An 18292-nucleotide genomic window follows, 5' to 3' on the forward strand; every position below is an offset into this window, starting at 1 on the left:
ATGCTACCATAGCCCTCACTCATGCCACCCTGCGAGGATGCCATCATGCTCTTCACCGAAGCCCTGCGCATCGAGATCCAACGCAACGTCGCCCAGGCGCTCGCCGAAGACGTCGGCACGGGCGATCTCACCGCCCGCCTGATCGACGCCGATGTCCGCACACGCGCCCGCGTCATCAGCCGCGAAGCGGCGATCCTGTGCGGCCAACCCTGGTTCGAGGCGACGCTGCGCGTGCTCGACCCTGCGGCGAGTTTCACCTGGCACGCCGCCGAGGGGGCGGAAGTCGCACCCGGGCAGACGCTGTGTGAAGTGGAGGCGAACGCCCGGGCGCTGCTCACCGCCGAACGCACGGCGCTCAACTTCCTGCAGCTGCTCTCCGGCACGGCCAGCACCACGCGCACCTACGTGCGTGCGGTCGAAGGGACGCGCGCCCGCATCGTCGACACGCGCAAGACGGTGCCGGGGCTGCGCCTGGCGCAGAAATACGCCGTGCACGTGGGCGGCGGCACCAACCACCGGCTGGGACTCTACGACGGAATCCTCATCAAGGAGAACCACATCATCGCCGCTGGCGGCATCCGCCAGGCGCTCGCGCGGGCGCAGGCGCTAGGGGCGGCGCACGCCTTCATCCAGGTGGAGGTGGAGACGCTCGACGAACTCGCGGAAGCGCTGGAAGCCGGGGCGCAGATGATCCTGCTCGACAACATGACGCTCGAGCAGATGAAGGAAGCCGTGTGGATCAACGCCGGCCGCGCCGAGCTCGAAGTCTCCGGCGGCGTCGAGCTCGAGCGGGTGCGGGCGATCGCCGAGACGGGGGTCGACCGCATCTCGGTGGGCAAGCTCACCAAGGACGTGCGTGCCGTCGACCTCTCGCTGCGCCTGCTCGAAACCTGAGCCTCCGGAGGACCGCGGCCCCTGCGCACAGGCAAGCGAGGCGTCCTCAGGAACGATTCACACGCCCTCAGGCATGCGCCGCGACGTAGTCCTTCACCTGCTGCACGTCGGCGGGCAGGCGTGTGACGCGCTGCGGCCGTTGCTCCAGATCGGCGAGTTCGGCCGGGCGCGGCGGTTCGAATCCCACCGCCTCGCGCAGCGTCTCGGCGAACTTCGCCGCTTGCGCCGTCTCGAGCACGACCACGGGCGTGTCCTCGATGCCAGCGCAGCGTGCCACCGTCACCGCGTCGGCCGTATGCGGATCGATGAGCACGCCGTGGCGCGTCCAGACGTCGCGGATGGTTGCGAGCCGGTCGGCATGCGTGCTGCGACCGGAGACGAAGCCGAATTCGGGCAAGCGCGCCCAATACGGCGTCCCCTTGAGGTCGAAATATCCCTGTGTCTCCAGCGCCTGCCACAGCCGGCGCAGCGCCTCGGCGTCGCGCCCCACCAGGTCGAAGACGAAGCGCTCGAAGTTCGAGGCCTTGGAGATGTCCATCGACGGGCTGGAGGTGGCGAAGGTCTCGCTCGATGCGCGCGGGCGGTAGACGCCGGTGCGGAAGAATTCGTCGAGCACGTCGTTCTCGTTGGTCGCCAGAATCAGACACCCGATGGGCAGCCCCATCTGGCGGGCGATGTGCCCGGCGAGGATATTGCCGAAGTTGCCGCTGGGCACGGCGAAAGCCACCGGCTCGCCCACGCGCTCGGCCGACTGGAAATAACCGGCGAAGTAATAGACCACCTGCGCAGCGATGCGCGCCCAGTTGATCGAATTGACCGCGCCGATGCGATGGCGGCGCTTGAACTCGGCATCCTGGCTCACCGCCTTGACGATGTCCTGGGCATCGTCGAAGGTCCCCTTGACGGCGAGGTTGTGGATGTTCGGTTCCTGCAGCGAATACATCTGTGCGCGCTGGAACGGGCTCATGCGCCCGGCCGGCGAGAGCATGAAGACCTGCACGCGCTCGCGCCCGCGCATGGCGTATTCGGCGGCCGAGCCGGTATCGCCCGAGGTGGCACCGAGGATGTTCAAGCGCTCATCGCGGCGCTCGAGCACGTACTCGAAGAGCTCGCCCAGCAGCTGTAGGGCCATGTCCTTGAAGGCGAGCGTGGGGCCGTTGGAGAGCTCGAGCAGCCCGAAACGGCCCTCTTCCAGCCAGGTGAGCGGCGTGATGCGCGCGGCGCGCGCCGGATGGCGGGCGAAGGGGTAGCGCGTGGCGGTATAGGTGCGCACCACGAGCCGGGCGAGATCGTCCTCGGCAATATCGTCGAGGTAGCGGCGTAGCAGCTCCCAGGCGAGTTCCCCATAGGGCAGGCGCGACAGGCGCTCGAGCTCTTCGAGCGGAATATGGGGATAATGCGCCGGCACGTAGAGCCCGCCGTCGGCGGCGAGCCCCTCCAGCAAGATGTCGGAAAACTTCAGTACGGGCGCCTGCCCGCGCGTCGACAAGTACTCCACGGCCACCTCGAGATCGAACGATAGTCGCGATTATACGACGCTCGAGCGCAGCGCTTCGAGCGGCGGACGGCGCAGCAGCGGCGTCACCGTAAGCATGCCGGCAACGGCCACCAGCAGCACGGCGAACCCGGCGGCCGCGGCGAGCAGCCCCCAGCTGAGCGCCACTTCCAGGCGGAAGACCGACGCCGCGAGCCACAGGCCGAGTCCCGCGCTCAGCACGACCGAAACCAGCGCCCCCACGGCGCCCAGCGTGGCGAACTCGAGCGCGAGCGTGGCGAGGATCTGCCGGCGACGCGCCCCCAGCGCCCGCAGGACGGCCACGCGCTGGCGCCGCTCCTCCTGCCCCAGCATCCAGCCCACCGCCAGCACCAATGCCCCCGCCCCCAGGGTGAAGGCGAACACCGCCTGCAGCAACGCCGCCACCCGATCGCTCATGCGTTCGAACTGCTCGCGGATGCGACCGACGTCGATCACGGTCACGTTGGGAAAGCGCTCGACGAGCATCCGCTCGAAGGATTCCCGTCCCGGCGGCAGGCGATAGCTCGTGATCCAGGTAGCGGCAAAGGATTCGAGCAGTGCCGGCTGCGTGACGACGAAGAAATTGACGTTCATCGATTCCCATCGCAGCCGCCGGATGCTGGTCACCACCCCCTCGACTTCCTGCAAATCGATGACGAAGCGCAGGCGGCTGCCCAGCCGTAGGCCGAAGGCTTGCGCCAGCCCCTCTTCGACCGAGATCGCATTCTCCGGCGCACCCGCCTCGCCGTGCCAGCGCCCCGCCACCACGCGGTTGTCCTCGGGCAGCGTCGTGCCATAGCTCAGGTTGAACTCGTGGCGCATCAGGCGCTGCGCGCGCGGATCTTCGAAAGAGGTATCGCTCACCGGCGCGCCGTCGATCGCCACCAGGCGGGCACCGCGCACCATGGGCCAGAAGCGCGGTTCGGCTAGCACTGCCTCGGCAAAGGACGTGCGCAGCGCCTCCATCTGGTCGGCCTGCACGTTGATGAGAAAGCGGTTGGGGGCATCCGGCGGGATTCTGAAGCGCCAGGCTTCCAGCAGATCGCCACGCACGATGGCCAGCAGCCACAGCGCCGCCAGCCCCAGAGCGAGCGCCCCGGCCTGCAGGGCGGAGAGGCCCTTCTGGTTGCCGAGCGCACGCCAGGCAAGGCGCAGTGGCACCGCCGCGCCCGCGGCAAGCCGCCTGAGGGCGGCAAAACCGCTCGAGCCCGCCACCAGCAGCAGCGCGAAACCCGCCACCAGTCCCCCGAAGACGCCCAAGGCCAGTTGCGTCTCCCCCGCGAGCAGGACTGTGAGCGCAAAGAGCGCCAGCGCCCCGGCGCCGGCGGTGGCGAGCACCCCGCCACGCCAGCCGCCCCAATCGCGCCGCAACACGGCAAGCGGCGTCACCTGCGCGAGCGCCACGAGCTGTGGCACGGCGAAGCCGAAGGCGAGCAGCAGGGCGAGCAGCCCCGCCGGCCAGGCGGCCCACCACCGCAGCGAAGGAAGGCTCGCCGTCTCCACCACCTGCGCCGCAAGCACCGCAAACCCCTGCTGAGCGAAGAGCCCCAGCGCCGCCCCGAGCACCAAGGCGAGCGCAAGCGCCGCGACGAATTCCCCCAGTACGATCGCTGCCACCTGCCGCCGGCTCGCCCCCAGGCAGCGCAGCAAGGCGGCGACGTCGAGCCGGTCGCGCACGAAACGGCGCGTGGCGAGCCCCACGGCCACGGCCGCGAGCGCCACGGCCGCGAGCACGGCAAGGCGCAGAAAGCGCTGCGTCTGTTCGAGCAGCGTTTTCACCGCCGGCTGACCGTCTTGCAGCGAGACGAATTCTTCCCCCTTGCCCAGACGCTCTTGCGCCTCCTCGGCCACGCGACTCAGCGCCTTCGCAGGCCCGGCCAGATGAACGCGCCACTGCGCCCGCACCCCCGGCCCGAGGAGGCCGCTCGCCGGCAGATCCTCGAGACTGATCCAGGATTCAGGGAGAAAATCGAGAAAGCTTCCCCCGTGCTCGGGATTGACGCGCACGATGGCAGAAACGCGCAGGGTGAGGCGCCCCACCCGAACCTCGTCGCCGGGTTCGATACCGAGCAGGCCCGCCAGCGCCTCGTCGACCCAGACATCCCCTGGCGCTGGTCCTTCTTGTACGGATTCTTCCGGCCCGTCGGCATTTCGCCGCAAGAGGAACCGTCCGCGTAGGGGATAGCGCGGCGGAATCGCCCGCAAAGCCGACAGCTGCCAGCGCTCGCCCGCGCGCAGGATCGAGGTCATGGCCACGCTCTGCACGCGCTCGAGCTCGGGATGACGATCCAGCCAGGAAAGCACTTCAGGACGCCAGGGGCGGTTGGCGGTGATCAAGGCATCCCCGCCGAGCCAGGAACCGGCCTCGCTCATCAGGGCCCGTCCCAGGCGGTCGTTGAGCCACAGGACGCTGCCCACGGCGGCGACGGCGAGTGCGAGCGCCGCGACGATGGCCGCGAGCGCCGGCGTGCGCAGATCGCGCCGCAGCAGGCGCAGCGTGATCCGCAGGTTCATGCCGCGAGCACGCGCGTGGCGAGCGTGGCCCAGTAGGCCGCCCCCAGCGGCAGGATCTCGTCGTTGAAGTCGTAGTGCGGACTATGCAGCAGGCAACCCCCCTCGCCGGGGCCGTTGCCGATCCAGACATAGGCGCCGGGGCGGTGCTGCAGGAAGAAGGCGAAATCCTCCGCCCCCATCGACGGCGGCTCGTTGCGGCGCACGTTCGGCGCTCCGACGAGCGCGGCGGCCGCCTCGGCGCAGCGCGCCGCCTCGGCGGCGGTGTTGATCGTGGGCGGATAACCCTCGTCCCACTCGATACGGAAGGAGAGACCAAAAGCCGCCGCCACCCCTCGTCCGATGCGTTCCAGCTCCTCGCGGATACGGGAAAAAAGCTCCGGCGCGAAGGCGCGCACGGTACCGGCGAGCTCTGCCTCCTCGGGGATCACGTTGAAGGCATGTCCGGCGTGGAACTGTGTTACCGACACGACCGCCGCCTGCAGCGGATCCACGCGGCGGCTCACTACCGTCTGCAGCGCCTGCACGAGCGCCGCCCCGGCGGCGACGACATCATCGCCCAGATGCGGCATGGCCGCATGCGTGCCGCGACCGCGCAAGGCGATGCGGAACCGCTCGGTGCCCGCCATCACCGGACCGGAGTGGACCGCGAACTGGCCGACCGGCAGGCCCGGCCAGTTGTGCATGCCGTAGAGCTCGCGCACGGGAAAGCGCTCGAAAAACCCCTCCTCGACCATACGCCGCGCCCCTCCGCCCCCCTCCTCGGCAGGCTGGAAGACGAAGACGACGGTGCCGGCGAACGCCGGATCGGCGGCGAGGAGCTCGGCAGCGGCGAGCAACATGGCCGTATGCCCGTCGTGACCGCAGGCGTGCATCTTGCCCGGCTCGCGCGAGGCGTAGGCGAACGTGTTGGCCTCGGGGATGGGCAGGGCGTCCATGTCGGCGCGCAGCGCGATCATGGGGCCGTCGCCCCCCCGCCCTCGGAGCACTGCGACCACGCTGGTGCCGGCCAGTCCCTCGATCGGCTCGAGCCCGAAAGAGCGCAGGCGATCGGCGACGAAGGCCGCGGTCCGCCGCTCTTCATAGGCGAGCTCGGGATGCGCGTGCAACTCGTGCCGCCAGCTCCGCCAGACCGATTCACGGGCCCGAGCCCGCGCCAACCACGATTCCGTATCCATCATCCCCTCCCCCCCTCGAGGACTCACTCGATCACGAGCTGCACCTTGGTCGGCGGCAAGCCTTTGGCGCGCCGTGCCTTCTCGATGAGATCCGCGGCCTCGGTCTGCCGTTTTTCCAGCGCCCAGCTCACCGCCGTTCGCCCTTCCTCGTTGAGTTTTTCGGTATCCGCCCCGGCGGCGAGCAGGCGTTTGACCACGTCCACGTGACCGTTGCGCGCCGCCAGCATCAAGGCCGTGCTGCCGTTGGGCGCAGCGGCATTCACGTCGGCCTTGGCGCGCAGCAGCACCTCGACGCACTCGAGGTTGCCCTGTAGCGCCGCATAATGCAGCGGCGTCCAACCGGCGTGATCGACGATGGCTCCGGCATCGATCAGACGCTGCAGCACCTTGGCATGCCCCTTGAGCGCCGCCATCATCGCCGGCGTCTCGCCGACGAGGTTACGCCGGTTGGGAGACGCCCCGGAGCGCAACAGCAGATCCACCATCGCCTCGTCGCCGTTGGCGGCGGCAAGATTCAAGAGCGGATTGCCCTTTTCGTCGGTGGTATTTGGATCTATCCCCTTGGCGAGCAGTTTCTTCATGGTGGCCGTGTCGCCGTTTTGCACGGCGAGCGCCGTATCCTCGACGAGATCGGCAGCGAAGAGCGGGGCGATTCCCCAGCCCAAGGTCACGGCCAAAACCACCGTGTGCAGCCAGCGCTTGCCAAAAAGAGATTTCGTGGATCGACGAGCGTTCCTCATTGCGATGAGCTCCTTGCCCCAGAAAAGAGGCGGAAAAAATTCTCGGTGGTACGCTCGGCGATGCGCTCGAAGGGCACGCCGCGCACTTGGGCGAGGCACTCGGCCACGAAACGCACATAGGCCGGCTCGTTCGTCTTGCCGCGGTGCGGTACTGGCGCGAGATAGGGCGCGTCGGTCTCCACGAGGATGCGATCCTCGGGCACGAAGGCCGCCACTTCGCGCAGCGCCGCGGCGTTCTTGAAGGTGAGGATGCCGGAAAAGGAAAGGTACATGCCCAGGTCGAGCGCCGCCCGTGCCACCTCGAGCGATTCGGTGAAGCAGTGCATCACCCCACCGATTGCCTCGATCCCTTCCTCGCGCAGGATCGCCAGCGTGTCTTCGGCCGCGGCGCGCGTGTGTACGATGACCGGCTTGCCACAGGCACGCGCCGCCCGCAGGTGGGTGCGAAAGCGCTCGCGCTGCCACTCGGGACGATCGGTGAGCCGATAATAATCGAGCCCTGTTTCCCCGATGCCGATCACCTTGGGCTCGGCCGCGAGTTCGACGAGGCGCTCCAGCGTCGGCTCCTCGCCACCCTCGTGATCGGGATGCACGCCGACGCTCGCCCACAGCCGATCGTCGCTGCGCGCAACCGCCAAGACTTTGGGGAAATCCTCCAGCGTCACGCCGATGCACAGAGCGTAACCCACGCCGTTCGCGGCCATGTCGTCCAGCACTGCAGGCAGGCGCTCGGCAAGCCCGGGAAAATCGAGATGGCAATGCGAATCGACCAGAACGGTCATCGTTTCCTTTCCTTTACAAGGTATGAGTGGTGCGACCGGAACCGAGCAAGGTGCCGAGCTTACGCTCGATGCGCACCCGAAGCTGCTGGGAAGTTTCCGATTCGGCGAAATGCACGCCGATCCCCTGCACCCGATTCCCCGGCACCCCCGCCGGCGTGATCCACACCACGGTGCCGGAGACCGAGAAACGCTCCGGTTCGTCGGGCAGCTGCAGCAGGAGGAAGACTTCGTCACCCAGATCGTAATGCTTGGTCGTGGGCACGAACACGCCGCCGCGCAGCAGAAAAGGCATGTAGGCTGCGTACAGGGCGCTGACGTTGGCCACGTTCAGCGACAGCACCGTCGGGCGCATTTCGGTTCGCGGCCCTTCATCGAACACCATCGTCATCCTCCCACCGTATCGACGTAATCCGACAGCACGTCTTCGAGAAAGAGCCGCAGGTTGAGCGGATGCCTCACCCACTCGGCCCGGGCCCTTGCCCTACGCTCCAGCGCGAGCCAGGCACGCAAGGAAGCCCGCCCGGCGAGCGCCTCGAGCTGCCCCGCGGCTCGGGAAAAATGGCGCGCGGCAGCCCCCGAGGCGACGCGAGCGAGGTCATGCAGCCAGCGCAGCCACCAATCCATCCACGCCTCCAGCCCGAAGCCGCTCTCCTGCGTCTCCTTGGCCCTGAGCCAACTCTCCAGCCCGGCCGCCCACGCCAGGGGGGCCTTCGGCGCATCTCCACCTGCCTCGGCAAGAAAACGCTCAAGCCACCGCCCCCAGCCGGACCGGGCCCAGCGCAAGGCAGCCAAAGGCGCCCCCCCGGCGAGATCGAGCAGCGGCGCGGCCTGAGCCCCGCCCTCCTGAGTCTCGAGCCAGGCGAGGGCGAGGTCCCGCCGCGGCGGCGCGATCCACCAAACCTGGCAGCGGCTGCGCACCGTCGGCAACAGCGCCGACGGCGAATCGGTTACCAAAAGGAATGATACTCCCGCCGGAGGCTCCTCCAGCACCTTGAGGAGCGCGTTGGCCGTGAAGCGGTTCATCGCGTCGGCCGGCACGATCGTCACCACCCGCCGCCCCGTCTCGGCCAGACTCAAGCCTTCCTGCAAGGCGCGAATCTGTTCGATCGTGATCTGCCGCCCTTCGTTCCCGAGCGCAGTCTCCGGCGCCAGACGCCAGGCCATCGGATGGGCGCCCCTATGCAGCAAGCGGCAGGAACGGCACTGGCCGCACGCCGATTCACCCGCCTCGAGCGGACGCTCGCACAACCAACGGGCGGCGAGCGCTTGGGCGAGCGCCTCTTTGCCCACGCCGCGCGGCCCGCCGAGCATGAGCGCCTGGGGTGCACGTTCTGCGGCCATCGCCGCCGCGAAGCGCCGGTACAAGGGTTCGAGCCAGGGCATCAACTCGGCCATCGCCGCTGCACCTCCGCAATCACCTGCTGCGACAGCGCTTCGGGCGGACGGGTCGCATCGAGCACGACGAAGCGCCCCGGCTCGCGCGCCGCCCGTTCGAGATAGGCCGCCCGCACCCGGGCGAAGAAAGCTTGGTCGAGCCGCTCGAAGCGGTCCCGCCCCCGGGCGCCGGCCTGCGCGAGCCGCCGCCCCGCCACGGCCGGATCGAGATCGAAGAGGAAGGTGAGATCGGGACGAAACCCTCCCAGCACCCAGCGCTCGATCAGGGCGAAGCGCGCCGCGTCCACGCCGCGCCCGCCCACCTGATAGGCATAGGACGCATCGCTGAAGCGGTCGCACACCACCCAGCGGCCGGCCGTGATCGCCGGCAGGATGCGCGCCTGGACATGCTCGCAGCGCGCGGCGAACATCACCAGGAGCTCCGTCTCCGGCTGCATCGCTTCCGCGAGCACCACCTCGCGCAGGCGCTCACCGGCGGGCGTGCCGCCCGGCTCGCGCGTGCGCTCGAACGGCGTGCCGCGCGACTGCAGAAAATGGCACAAAGATTCGAGCTGGGTCGTCTTCCCCGCCCCGTCGATCCCTTCGAAGGTGATGAAGGGAGCGCGTGCCTCGGATCCGGTCATGGGCTTTTTCGTCCTTTCTGCCAGCGCGCCACCGCGCGATTGTGCTCCTCGAGCGTGCGCGAGAATTCGCTCGATCCGTCGCCGCGCGCTACGAAATAAAGGTACTCCGTCTTTTCCGGCCGCACCGCCGCCCAGAGCGAGCCCCGGCCCGGCAGGCAGATCGGCGTAGGCGGAAGACCGCCGCGCGTATAGGTATTCCAGGGATGGTCCTCGCCGAGATGGCGCCGCGTCAGGTTCCCGTCGAAGCCCTCTCCCAGGCCATAGATGACGGTCGGATCGGTCTGCAAGGGCATGCCGCGGCGCAGGCGGTTGACGAAGACCGAGGCCACCTTGCCGCGATCTTCCGCCCGCCCCGTTTCCTTCTCCACGAGGGAAGCGAGGATCAGCGCTTCGTAGGGGGAAGAAAGCGGCAGATCCGGATCGCGCGCCTGCCATGCCGCCTCGAGTTCCTCTTTCATCTTGCGATAGGCCAAGCGATAGAGCTCGCGATCCGGCGTCTTGCGGTCGAACACGTAGGTGTCGGGGAAGAAAAGCCCCTCGGCCCGCACTTCGCTCGCGCCGATCGCCGCGAGCAACGCTCGCTCGTCGGCCCCGGTGAGTGTTTTCTCCACCCAGGGATGGCGCTCCAGCGCGGTGCGCATCTGGGCAAACGTCCACCCCTCGACGAAGGTGACGCTCTCGCGGATGCGCTCGCCACGGCGCAGCAGATCGAGCAGCTGCGGCGCCGTCAGGCCGCGTTCGAGGCGATAATAGCCCGCGACGATGGCACTGCCGGGCTGCACGCGCGCGAGCAGATACAAGGCATGGGGTTCGACTCCCACCCCCTGGCGGGCCAGGGCGCGCCCTGCCTCGAGCACCGAAGCTCCTCGCGGCACTTCCACCTCCATCGTCGCCGCCGCCATCGGCAAGGGCCGCAGCCACAGCCACCAAACCGAAGCCGCACTCAGGCCGAGGATCGCGGCCAGCGCCAGGACGATCGCCGCCCCCCATCGCCGCCAAGCGCCCTTGCGTTCTTTCCTACCCACGAAGCGCCTCGCAAAGCCCTGCCGTCCGCCGGGTGGACGGCCAAAAGCGCGATTCTATAATGATTGCGTCGACAATTCCGTCCTCCGGTCGTTCCTATGCCCCTGACTCCCGAGCTCGCCGAAACCCTCGCCCAGCACCGCTGCCGCCTCGCCGGCGACGAAGTGCTCGCTCCGCCTTCGCCAGAGAACGCCCCCCGCGTCGTGCCGCTGCCTTCGCTGGCCGTTCTGAAGGCAGAAGGGCCAGACGCCGCCACCCTGCTGCACAATCTCCTGACGAACGACATACGCGCCCTGCCCGTCGGCGAAGCCCGCTGGGCAGCGCTCCTCACGCCCAAAGGGCGCGTATCCGCGCTCATGCTGCTGTGGCGGGAAGCGCAAGACCGTTTCCTGCTCGCCCTGGAAGCGGCGCTCGCCGAGCCGCTGCGCGTCGCGCTCCTGCGCTACCGGCTGCGCAGCAAGGTCGAATTCCTCCTCGAAGAAGGGCTTTTCGCCTTCGCTCGCCTGCAGCCAGACCGGATCGAACCGCCGCTCGTACCCCCCACGCTCGAACGCTTGGACGCCGGCCATGCGCTGCACCTCGCCCCCGGGCTCGGCCTCGAGTTCCTGCCTGCCGAGACCGCTCCCGCACGGTTCGAAGCGCTGCTCGCCGCGGGCCACGTCCCCGGCGGAACCGCCGACTGGCGGCTCGCCCTGGTGCGCCATGGGTTACCTTGGCTCTTGCCGGAGAACCGCGAAGCCTTCCTCCTCCAATGGCTCAACCTCGACCTGCTCGGCGCCGTGAGTTTCACCAAAGGCTGTTACCCCGGCCAGGAGATCGTCGCCAGAACGCACTACCTCGGCCGCCTCAAGCGGCGGATGTACCGGCTGGGCGCACGCGAAGGGGAACCGCCGGCGACCGGCGCCGACTGTTTCTCCCCCGCCTTCGGCGAGCAGGCGGCCGGCCACATCGTGCTCGCGGCGCCGTGCCCCGAAGGCGGGTTCGAAGCGCTCGCCGTCCTGCAGCGCGAAGCGGCCGAGACGGGCGAGGTGCGCTTCGGCTCCCCCGACGGGCCTCGCGCCGCACCCCTGCCCTTGCCCTACCCTCTGGATTAGCCCATGTGCCTCATCGCCTTCGCCTGGCAGGCACACCCGGACTATCCGCTCATCCTCGCCGCCAACCGCGACGAGTATTTCGCCCGCCCGGCCGAACCCATGCACTGGTGGCCCGACGCGCCGCTGCTCGCCGGGCGCGATCGCACCGGCGGCGGCACGTGGCTCGCCCTCACGCGCAGCGGACGGCTCGCCGCGCTGACCAACTACCGCGACCCGACCCGGCATCGCCCCGGCGCCCCCAGCCGCGGCGCCCTCGTCGTCGCCGCGGCGCTCGCCGACTCCGCCCCGCTCGCCGTGCTCGAGCGCCTGGCCGAGCGCAAGGACGAGTACCCGCCTTTCAATCTCCTCGTGATCGACCGTGACGAGGCGGCGATCCTCGAATCGCGCACCGGCCGCGTCGCGCCCATCCCCCCGGGCCTGCACGTTCTGTCGAACGCGCTCCTCAACACCCCCTGGCCCAAGGCCGAGCGCGCGCGGGAACTGCTCGGCGCCGCCATCTTTCCCCAGCCCTCGCACGAGCGGCTGCTGGCGCTGCTCACCGACCGGGCGCACGCCCCGGACGAGCTGCTGCCCGACACCGGCATCGCCCCCGACTGGGAACGGGCCCTGTCGGCGATCTTCGTACAGACCCCGGGCTACGGCACGCGCTGCAGCACCCTGGTGCTGCGCCGCGCCGATGGCGTCACGGAAGTCGAAGAGATCACCTGGAACGAAGCGGGCGAAGCGGCGGGCAGCGTGCGGTTCAGCGTGACGCCAAGCGATTGACGGGCCGCCCGAATCACCTGCTGCGCGACGGCGGGGTGACGTTACGCGGCGCTGCCTCTTCCGTGCACCTCGCTACAGCGCCGCTCGCGACATTGCCTTCACAGCCGCTCATTCGGAGGCCGATGCGAGCGACTCTGCCGCCTCCTGCGCCCGCGCCACGATCCGCACTTTCGTCCCCACCGGCACCCGGTCGAAGAGTTCGGCCACATCGGCATTGCGCATGCGGATGCAGCCGTGGGAACCGGGCACGCCCATCGGCACCGTGTCCGGCGCGCCGTGGATGTAAATATAGCGGCGCATGGTGTCGACCTCGCCCAGGCGGTTGAAGCCCGGCTCCTCGCCGCACAGCCACAGGATGCGGGTGAGGATCCAATCCCGCCCCGGGTGCGCCGCCGCCAGTTCCGGCGTCCAGATTTCGCCCGTGGGGCGACGTCCGACGAACACCGTCCCCAGCGGCGCCCCGGCGCCGATCTTGGCACGGATGCGGTGCCACCCCAACGGCGTCTGCAGGCTGCCCCGCCGCTGTCCCGCCCCGCGGGCCGCCGTCGACACCGGATAGCTCGCCACCACCCTTCCTTCCTCGCAGCACCACAGCCGCTGCGCATCGAGCGCCACGATCAGCAACATCCCTGCTCCTTTTTCCGCGCAAGGCGCCGCTCGGCGAAAAATGCCCGCAGCAGCGCGCCGCAGGCCTCGGCCGCCACCCCGCCGCGCACCGAGGTGTGATGATTGAGCCGCCGCTCCCGGAACGGATCGAGCACACTGCCTGCCGCCCCCGTCTTCGGATCGGGCGCGCCGAAGACCACACCCGCCAGCCGCGCGTGCAGCATCGCCCCGACGCACATCAGGCAAGGCTCCAGCGTCACGTAGAGCACGCAGCCCGGCAGCCGGTAGTTGTCGAGCCGCAGGGCTGCCTCGCGCAGGGCCACGATCTCGGCGTGCGCCGTCGGATCCCGGCTCGCGATCGGACGGTTGAAGCCCCGCCCGATCACCTCGCCCTCGTGCACCACCACCGCCCCCACCGGCACCTCGCCAAGCGCCCAGGCTTTCTCCGCCTCCGCAAGCGCCAGCGCCATGAAGCGCTCGTCGTCCGACTCTCCTTGCTGCAACACGCCGCGTCTCTCGTACCACACTGAAGCGGCAAGTCTACCCCAGCGCCGCCTCTTCCCGGCTAGAATGACGCCGCGAGGAGGATCTCATGGCCACGGAAGAAAGCGCACTGTTCCAGCCGGTAGGGCGATGGTGCTCGGGCACGGTCCACGCCTGCCCGCCCGAGACCTCCGTCGACGCCGCCGCACGCCGCATGCGGGAATTGGGCATCTCCAGCCTCATCGTGGCCGAGGCGCCCGAACACCCCCTCGGCATCCTCACCGACCGCGACCTGCGCAACCGCGTCGTCGCGGAAAACCGCCTGCCTTCGACCCTCACCGTGGCCCAGATCATGAGCACGCCCCTGGTGACGGTGGGCGCAGCCGAACCCCTGCACCGCGCCCTCTACCTCATGGCGCGCCACCGCATCCACCGGCTCGGTGTCGTCGACGCCGAGGGGCGCCTCGTCGGCATTCTCAGCCAAACCGATCTGCTCCGGTTGCAGCGCCACTCGCCGCACCAGCTCGCGCTCGACATCGAACACGCCGAGGATTTCGCCACCCTCGCCGCCCTGCAGCGCGACCTGCAGCGGCTCGTCGGTGTCCTCGCCCGTGCCGGGACCCCCATTCGCGAGCTCGTCGAAGTGATCGCCTTCCTCGACGACGCGCTCGCCCGCCGCGTCTTCGAACTCACCCTGCCCGATCCGGCCCTCCAAGACAAGCTCGCCTTCCTCGCCCTGGGCAGCCAGGGGCGCGGTGAGCAGACGCTGGCCACCGATCAGGACAACGCCTTCGTCTACGCCGACGACTGCACCCTGGAAGAACTCGCCGCGCTCGATGCATTTGGCGAGACGCTCACCCAACGCCTCATCGACATCGGCATCCCCCCCTGCCCAGGCGGCATCATGACGCGCAACCCCGACTGGCGCCGCTCGGTACATGAATGGCGCATCCTCCTCTGGGAATGGCTGCAAAAGCCTACTTCCGCCCACCTCATGAACGCCAGCATGCTGGCCGACCTCAAACCCCTCGCGGGCAACGCCGCGCTCGCCGAGCCGCTGCGCGAAGCCTATTACGAACACGCGCAGAGCGACCCTCTGGTACTCGCCCGCATGGCGCAGAACACCCTGCGCTTTGCCGTCCCTCTGGGCTGGTTCGGCCGCATCCAGCCCAACACCGGCGAAGAGGACCTGCTCGATCTCAAGAAAGCCGGCATCTTCGCCATCACCGACGGCGTGCGCATCCTCTCCATCCAACACCGGGCACTAGAGGGGAATACGTTCAAGCGCATCGAACGGCTCGCCGCGCTCGGCGTGCTGCCGCAAGCCGAAGCGGCCGAGCTCGCCGCCGCCTTCGCCTTCCTCACCCGGCTGCGGCTCGACGCCCAGCTCGAACGCCTCGCCGCCGGAGAGCCCGCGCGCAATGCCCTCCCCTTACGCCGCCTCGGCCGCCTGCAGCGCGCCGAACTGCGCAGCGCGCTCGAGACGGTGCGGCGTTTCCAGAAATTTCTCAAACTGCATTTTCGCCTCGATCTGCTGCGCAGTTGATTTTTCGACGCTTCGTCGTGCCGCACCCCCTGTCGCGGCGCCGGTTTTCGCCAAAATCCGATACTTTTGTCATACTAAATGTCGTATGTACAACGCTTTGAAACAACTACATTTTTTATAACTTATTGATTTTAAAATACTTTAATTTTTTGCGTTTACCCGATTTCTGGGCTATAGTTCGCTCCAGCGCAACGCCCAGGAGCATCGAGATGAGCCAGAAAAACACCACCCAGACTCCCGCCAAACCCACCGTCGACAACCTCCCGCCTCAGGAGATCTCCACCGAGGTCCTGCTGGAGAAATATGCCAAAGGCGACGAACGCACCGTCGCCGACGTGCGCCGGCGCGTCGCCCGGGCGCTCGCCGCGGTCGAGAAGGAAGAAGAACGCCCCGCCTGGGAGAAGAAATTCCTCTGGGCGCAGGAGCACGGCTTCATCCCCGCCGGGCGCATCAACAGCGCCGCCGGCACCCAGCTGCAGGCCACGCTGATCAACTGTTTCGTCCAACCAGTGGGCGACTCCGTCACCGAATCGGTCGACGGCTACCCCGGCATCTACACGGCGCTCGCCCAATCGGCCGAAACCATGCGCCGCGGCGGCGGCGTCGGCTACGACTTCTCCCGCATCCGCCCGCACGGCGCGCTCGTGCGCGGCACCCAGTCGAACGCCTCCGGGCCCGTCTCCTACATGCGCGTCTTCGATCGCTCCTGTGAAACGGTGGAATCGGCCGGCGCGCGGCGCGGCGCCCAGATGGGCGTGCTGCGCTGCGACCACCCCGACATCGAAACCTTCATCCACGCCAAGGACCACGGCGACCTGTCGAACTTCAACATCTCCGTGGCGGTCACCGACGCCTTCATGCGCGCGGTCGAAGCCGACGAGATGATCGAACTCGTGCACAAGGCCGAGCCCGGCCCCGAGATCAAGGCCGCCGGCGCCTACCAGCGTGACGACAAACTCTGGGTCTATCGCAAGGTGCGCGCGCGCGAGCTCTGGGACCAGATCATGCGCTCGACCTACGACCACGCCGAACCAGGCGTGCTCTTCATCGACCGCATCAACCAGGACAACAACCTCTATTACTGCGAAACGATCGAAGCCACCAACCCTTGTGCTGAGCAACCCCTTCCCCCCTACGGTTGCTGCGATCTCGGTTCGATCAACCTGACGCGCTTCGTGCGTGACCCCTTCACCGACGAAGCACGCTTCGATTTCGAGGCCTTCGGCAAAGTGATCGACGTGGCCGTGCGCATGCTCGACAACGTGCTCGACGTCACCCACTGGCCCCTGCCCGAGCAGCAGCGCGAGGCCATGAGCAAGCGGCGCATCGGCCTTGGCTTCACCGGCCTGGGCGACGCGCTCATCATGCTCGGCAAGCGCTACGACGCCGAAGAAGCGCGCCTCACCGCCTCCGAGATCTCGCGCTACATGCGCGACCGGGCCTACGCCGCCTCGGTGGAACTCGCCAAGGAGCGCGGCCCCTTCCCCCTCTTCAATCCCGACCTCTACCTCACCGGCGGCAACTTCGCCTCGCGCCTGCCCGCCGAGCTCAAAGCGCTCATTCGCAAGCACGGCCTGCGCAACTCGCACCTCCTCTCCATCGCCCCCACCGGCACCATCTCGCTCGCCTTCGCCGACAATGCGAGCAACGGCATCGAACCGCCCTTCTCCTACACCTACACTCGGCGCAAGCGCATGGCCGACGGCACCTTCAAGGAATACAGCGTCGAAGACCACGCCTGGCGCCTCTACAGACACCTGGGCGGCAACGTCGAACACCTGCCGCCGGCCTTCGTCACCGCCCTCGAGATCTCGGCCAAGGCCCACGCCGCCATGGTCGCGGCGGTCGCCCCTTACATCGACACCTCCATCTCCAAGACGGTCAACGTCGCCGAAGACTACCCCTACGACGACTTCCAGGACCTCTACACCTTCGCCTGGAAGTCCGGCCTCAAAGGGTTGGCCACCTACCGGCCCAATACCGTCGTCGGCGCCGTACTCACGGTCGAACCCTCCAAGGAAAAAACGCCCGAGACGAGCGAGATCGAATTCACCGACGCCAACCGGCGCCTCTCCATCCAGAAACTGCCCGCACCGGTCCTCTCCAGCCTGCGCTGGCCCGGGCGGCCGAAACTGCCCGACGGCAACCCCGCCTGGACCTACATGCTCGAAACGCCGGAAGGCGAATTCGCCCTCTTCGTCGGCCACATCGACCAGAACGGGCACGGCGCCTTCCCCTTCGAAGTCTGGGTCAATGGCGCCGACCAGCCCCGCGGCCTCGGCGCGGTTGCCAAGACGCTCTCCATGGACATGCGCGCCAACGACCGCGGCTGGCTGCAGCTCAAACTCGAAGAGCTCGCCAAGGTCGTGGGCGAGAAATCCTTCGACATGCCCTTCCCGCCACATGGCGAGCCCAAGCGCTTCCCCAGCGTCGTCTCCGCCTTTGGTCAGGTGGTGCGCTACCGCTGCGAGCGGCTCGGCGCCTTCGAGCACCTCGGCGACACCCCCGTGCTCGACAGCCTCTTCAGCCGCCACGAGCCCAAGACCGGCACGGAAGGCACGCTCTCCTGGACGGTGGACATCCAGAACCCGACCACGGGCGACGACTTCATCCTGGGCCTGAAAGAGATCACCCTGCCCTCGCCCGACGGCGCCGGCCCCATGACCCGACCCTACGCCATGTGGCTTGCCGGTCACTATCCGCGCTCGCTCGACGGCCTCACCCGGATCCTGTCGCTCGACATGCGCGTCATCGACCCGGCCTGGATCGGCATGAAACTGCGCAAGCTCCTCAACTACCCCGAGCCCCTGGGCGACTTCATGGCCTTCGTGCCCGGCGACCGGCGCCAGCAGAACTTCCCCAGCACCGTGGCCTACCTCGCCCGCCTCATCATCCACCGCTACGCCATGCTCGGCATCCTGGATGAACGGGGATTCCCCATCCGCGAAATGGGCCTGCTGGAAGCACCGCGTGACGAGCGCGATCCCAAGCTCATGCAAGGCGCGCGCTGCAGCGAATGCGGCAACTACGCCGTGATCCGCAAAGACGGCTGCGACTTCTGCACCGCCTGCGGCGCGGTCGGCACCTGCGGCTGACCTCTGCCCCGTCGCGGAAAACGAAACGCCCGGCCAGGAGC

16 protein-coding genes are annotated in these 18292 nt (G+C 68.5%); 5 read left to right on the plus strand and 11 right to left on the minus strand.

Annotation, left to right across the window (positions count from 1 at the left end):
* Positions 1–45: 45 nt before the first annotated feature.
* Complete coding sequence (nadC, locus tag OA56_RS00445) at positions 46–894, plus strand: carboxylating nicotinate-nucleotide diphosphorylase (protein WP_055424074.1); 849 nt, start codon at positions 46–48, stop codon at positions 892–894.
* 67 nt (positions 895–961) lie between these two features.
* Here the strand turns inward: nadC and thrC are convergent, their stop codons facing one another.
* From thrC to mltG, 9 genes are read right to left on the minus strand one after another with little or no spacing between them, the layout of a single operon-like run.
* Positions 962–2392, minus strand: coding sequence for a threonine synthase (thrC, locus tag OA56_RS00450; protein WP_461583115.1), 1431 nt, complete (start codon positions 2390–2392; stop codon positions 962–964).
* 30 nt (positions 2393–2422) lie between these two features.
* Positions 2423–4924, minus strand: a complete 2502-nt coding sequence (locus OA56_RS00455; protein WP_461583116.1) for an ABC transporter permease — start codon at positions 4922–4924, stop codon at positions 2423–2425.
* Positions 4921–6099, minus strand: a complete 1179-nt coding sequence (locus OA56_RS00460; protein WP_141056628.1) for a M20 aminoacylase family protein — start codon at positions 6097–6099, stop codon at positions 4921–4923. The genes OA56_RS00455 and OA56_RS00460 overlap by 4 nt, the downstream gene beginning before the upstream one ends.
* Before the next feature lie 23 nt (positions 6100–6122).
* On the minus strand, positions 6123–6839 hold the full coding sequence (locus tag OA56_RS00465; RefSeq protein WP_055424070.1) for an ankyrin repeat domain-containing protein: 717 nt from the start codon (positions 6837–6839) through the stop codon (positions 6123–6125).
* Positions 6836–7621 carry a TatD family hydrolase gene (locus OA56_RS00470; protein ID WP_461583117.1) on the minus strand — a complete coding sequence of 262 codons (786 nt, stop codon included), beginning with the start codon at positions 7619–7621 and terminating at the stop codon, positions 6836–6838. The genes OA56_RS00465 and OA56_RS00470 overlap by 4 nt, the downstream gene beginning before the upstream one ends.
* 13 nt (positions 7622–7634) lie before the next feature.
* Positions 7635–8009, minus strand: a complete 375-nt coding sequence (locus tag OA56_RS00475) for a PilZ domain-containing protein (RefSeq protein ID WP_461583118.1) — start codon at positions 8007–8009, stop codon at positions 7635–7637.
* Positions 8006–9016, minus strand: coding sequence for a DNA polymerase III subunit delta' (locus tag OA56_RS00480; RefSeq protein ID WP_141056609.1), 1011 nt, complete (start codon positions 9014–9016; stop codon positions 8006–8008). Before OA56_RS00480 ends, OA56_RS00475 begins: the two co-directional genes overlap by 4 nt.
* Positions 9004–9639 (minus strand): dTMP kinase, encoded by a 636-nt coding sequence (gene tmk, locus OA56_RS00485; protein ID WP_461583119.1) that lies wholly within the window; start codon positions 9637–9639, stop codon positions 9004–9006. Before tmk ends, OA56_RS00480 begins: the two co-directional genes overlap by 13 nt.
* The gene (mltG, locus tag OA56_RS00490; RefSeq protein ID WP_461583120.1) at positions 9636–10664 is read right to left on the minus strand and encodes an endolytic transglycosylase MltG; all 1029 of its coding nucleotides are present in this window, start codon (positions 10662–10664) and stop codon (positions 9636–9638) included. The genes tmk and mltG overlap by 4 nt, the downstream gene beginning before the upstream one ends.
* A gap of 96 nt (positions 10665–10760) precedes the next feature.
* On the opposite strand from mltG, the gene ygfZ reads away from it, so the two are divergent.
* On the plus strand, positions 10761–11756 hold the full coding sequence (gene ygfZ, locus OA56_RS00495; RefSeq protein ID WP_461583121.1) for a CAF17-like 4Fe-4S cluster assembly/insertion protein YgfZ: 996 nt from the start codon (positions 10761–10763) through the stop codon (positions 11754–11756).
* A 3-nt stretch (positions 11757–11759) separates the two neighbouring features.
* A complete protein-coding gene (locus OA56_RS00500) occupies positions 11760–12521 on the plus strand; it encodes an NRDE family protein (protein WP_141056607.1) in 762 nt (253 codons plus the stop codon).
* 108 nt (positions 12522–12629) lie between these two features.
* Here the strand turns inward: OA56_RS00500 and OA56_RS00505 are convergent, their stop codons facing one another.
* Together OA56_RS00505 and tadA are read right to left on the minus strand one after the other, a co-directional pair.
* A complete protein-coding gene (locus OA56_RS00505; RefSeq protein WP_461583122.1) occupies positions 12630–13148 on the minus strand; it encodes a L,D-transpeptidase family protein in 519 nt (172 codons plus the stop codon).
* The gene (tadA, locus tag OA56_RS00510; RefSeq protein ID WP_218054552.1) at positions 13139–13633 is read right to left on the minus strand and encodes a tRNA adenosine(34) deaminase TadA; all 495 of its coding nucleotides are present in this window, start codon (positions 13631–13633) and stop codon (positions 13139–13141) included. Before tadA ends, OA56_RS00505 begins: the two co-directional genes overlap by 10 nt.
* 86 nt (positions 13634–13719) lie before the next feature.
* On the opposite strand from tadA, the gene OA56_RS00515 reads away from it, so the two are divergent.
* A complete protein-coding gene (locus OA56_RS00515) occupies positions 13720–15156 on the plus strand; it encodes a putative nucleotidyltransferase substrate binding domain-containing protein (RefSeq protein ID WP_461583123.1) in 1437 nt (478 codons plus the stop codon).
* A 209-nt stretch (positions 15157–15365) separates the two neighbouring features.
* Positions 15366–18251, plus strand: coding sequence for an adenosylcobalamin-dependent ribonucleoside-diphosphate reductase (locus OA56_RS00520; protein WP_461583124.1), 2886 nt, complete (start codon positions 15366–15368; stop codon positions 18249–18251).
* The last annotated feature ends 41 nt before the right edge of the window (positions 18252–18292 follow it).

This window comes from Tepidiphilus sp. HLB4, from assembly GCF_054823945.1.